General features: G+C 42.2%; 2 protein-coding genes. One reads left to right on the forward strand and one right to left on the reverse strand.

The window, feature by feature from the left end:
• Positions 1-1,708, forward strand: a 1,708-nt coding sequence (locus tag H6S82_RS27700; protein ID WP_347339553.1) for an alpha-amylase family glycosyl hydrolase, incomplete at its 5' end; no start/stop codon positions are given.
• On the opposite strand, the gene H6S82_RS27705 is transcribed toward H6S82_RS27700, so the two are convergent.
• A partial coding sequence (locus H6S82_RS27705) for a hypothetical protein (protein WP_191057063.1) occupies positions 1,699-2,753 on the reverse strand: 1,055 nt, incomplete at its 5' end. The two genes, H6S82_RS27700 and H6S82_RS27705, sit on opposite strands and share 10 nt — an antisense overlap.

The raw sequence follows: 2,753 nt of genomic DNA on the forward strand, positions 1-2,753 counted from the left end.
TTCTGTATACCTCTGGCTTGTGAGGGAAAAGCGCTTTATGTCCAGTTCGATCGAATTCAATTTACTTGCTCCTAATAATAAGAAACTTTCCTTAGTCGGGTCTTTCTCTAATTGGAAAGAAATCCCAATGGAAAAAGGAGATGATGGTTATTTTCGGACGCAAGTAGAGCTAGAGGATGGTGTTTATCAATACAAATTTCGCGTCCAGTCGAAAAGCCCCGCTTTTACACCTGACGAATGGGTAGATGTCATCGACCCATACGCTACAGACGTTGATGAAATAAAAAAACAAGGTGTGCTGCGAATTAAGGAAGGCAAAAGAATTGTCGATACTTATGTTTGGCAATATGACGACAAAGTGCTACCGGAAAATCATGAATTAGTCATATATGAAATGCACATAGCCGACTTTTCTGGCGGCGAACTCGATGCCCATAAGCGAGGCAAATATGTAGATGCGATCGCTAAGTTAGATTATCTATGCGAATTGGGGATTAATGCGATCGAATTGATGCCAGTAAATGAGTATCCAGGCGATTATAGTTGGGGATACAAAGTGCGTCATTATTTCGCGACAGAATCCAGTTATGGCACAACTGAAGAGTTGAAGCGCTTTATTGATGAATGTCACGCCAGAGGTATTCGCGTTATTCTGGACGGAATTTATAACCACACGGATGAAGAATGTCCGTTATTGCTGATAGACAGAAATTACTGGTATTACGAGTATATGCACTATCCGGAAGATCCGGGTAATTATTGGGGGCCAGAATTTAACTACGATAATTACAACGAAAAATTGAAGATAAAACCTGCTTGGCAATTCATCGGCGATGTGGTGACTTTTTGGGTAAGAGAATATCATATTGATGGCATTCGCTTTGACGCGGTGCGGCAATTAGCTAACTATGAATTCTTAGAATGGATTGCCAACGAAGCGAAAAAAGCTGCTGCAAATAAGCCGTTTTACAACATTGCCGAACATATTCCCGATACGCATAAGGTTGTGACCCCAAATGGCCCGCTGGATGCTTGTTGGCATGAGAGTTTTTATTACTTTGCGATTCCCCATATTGCTGGTGAAAGCTTTGAATTAGAAAAGCTGAAGGAAGTTTTAGACCCCAGGCGACAGGGTTATACTGCTACTACAAATGTCATCAATTACTTGGCGACTCACGATCGCGAACGTACAATGAGAGAATTAGGCGATCGCGGCATTTTTGGCGAAGAGGCATTTCGGCGAACTAAGTTGGCAGCTGTTCTGTTAACAACAGCGATGGGAGTACCAATGCTGTGGATGGGAGAAGAATTTGGCGAACACAAACGCAAAAGCGAAACTGTAACTCAGCCGAAAAAAATTGCATGGCCTTTGTTGGAGAGAGAGAAAAATCGCGATTTGTTTGCTTATTACAAAAGCTTAATTGAGTTGCGGAAAGAAAATCGCTCGCTGCAAAACGATAACATCGAAATTTTCCACGAAAATGCAGAAGCAAAAGTTATCGCTTACCATCGCTGGACTGAAGATGCTCCTCCGGTTGTTGTTGTGCTAAATTTTTCTAATAATGCTCTACTTGGTTATCAAATTCCCAACTTCCCCGCTGCTGGAAAATGGCGCGATCGCATCAATAACTGCGATGTAGAAGCTGGTGAGAATTTGACCTTAGACCTGCCAGAATATGAAGGCAAAGTGTTAGTTTATCAAGATTGAAAAAACGATCGATAAAGTACCCGACCGGGTAACACTTCATCATCAATTTTGGCATAAACGCGCAGACAAGCTAGCACTTCTCCTGACCTACCGCCGCTATCCAGTTCCAGGTCGTCTTTGGAGTAAGCGCGGATATCGGCGTAAGCACCCCATAACTCGCGAATTTGGACGGTATGACCTGCTTTGCGTGCGCTTTCGGCGGCTTTTTTCAAAGTGCGCCGCGCTTCTTGCTGTAGTTTTCCCCACCAGGAATCGCGATCGACTGGTGGCTGATATACTAAAGAGTTGATAGCTTCGTCTAAATCAATTCTGGCACGTAAATTGTCGGCTGGATCGATGTTTTTCGCGGCTGTTTTGGCACGTTGAAAGCAATCTATTAAAGCTGCGATATATTTTGATTTCTCATCTTTAGTGGCTAAAGATTTGACGCCAAAACGATTCACAGGTTTGAAAGCGTGATGTAAATCTGGGTCGATTGCTTCGATAAATTTTATATAAGTAGATAACACCGTGGCGAGAAAATAAACATCTGAGTCTGATGTTTCTACTGCTACTCGCACATCTAATTTTGTTTTCGTAGAAAATTCTAAACCGGGGTAGATATGTTCGTCGCGGGTGAAGGGAAGTTGGATAGGCGATCGCTGATTACTGAAATCCGGTAATTTCTCTCGCCAAGACTCAGCTAAAGTTTCGGGAACTCGCAATAACTTTAATTGCATTTCCTGCCACAAATCGGCATCATTATTACTTAGCAGTTGGAAATCGCCGAGATAGAAACGCAATTCTTTATCTGTTTCAAAATTATGTTTAATTCCGCTTAGTTTACTGCTATAATTAGAAGTAACTGGTTCAAATATATCTTCTAGCGAATGCGAAATATTTTCTATGGGTGTAGAGGTTGGCGATCGCAAAATTCCCTCTAATTCCCCTAGTACTTCTTTGGCTAAATTTGCACCAGGGTCTTCGGGTAATTCTGTTAAAGCAACCTGCAATCCACCCTGCAATCCATGTAAGTAAAACCGCACCAATCGCGCTAACTCAGAAT

Source organism: Planktothrix sp. FACHB-1355 (genome assembly GCF_014748295.1).
Lineage (GTDB): Bacteria > Cyanobacteriota > Cyanobacteriia > Cyanobacteriales > Aerosakkonemataceae > Aerosakkonema > Aerosakkonema funiforme_A.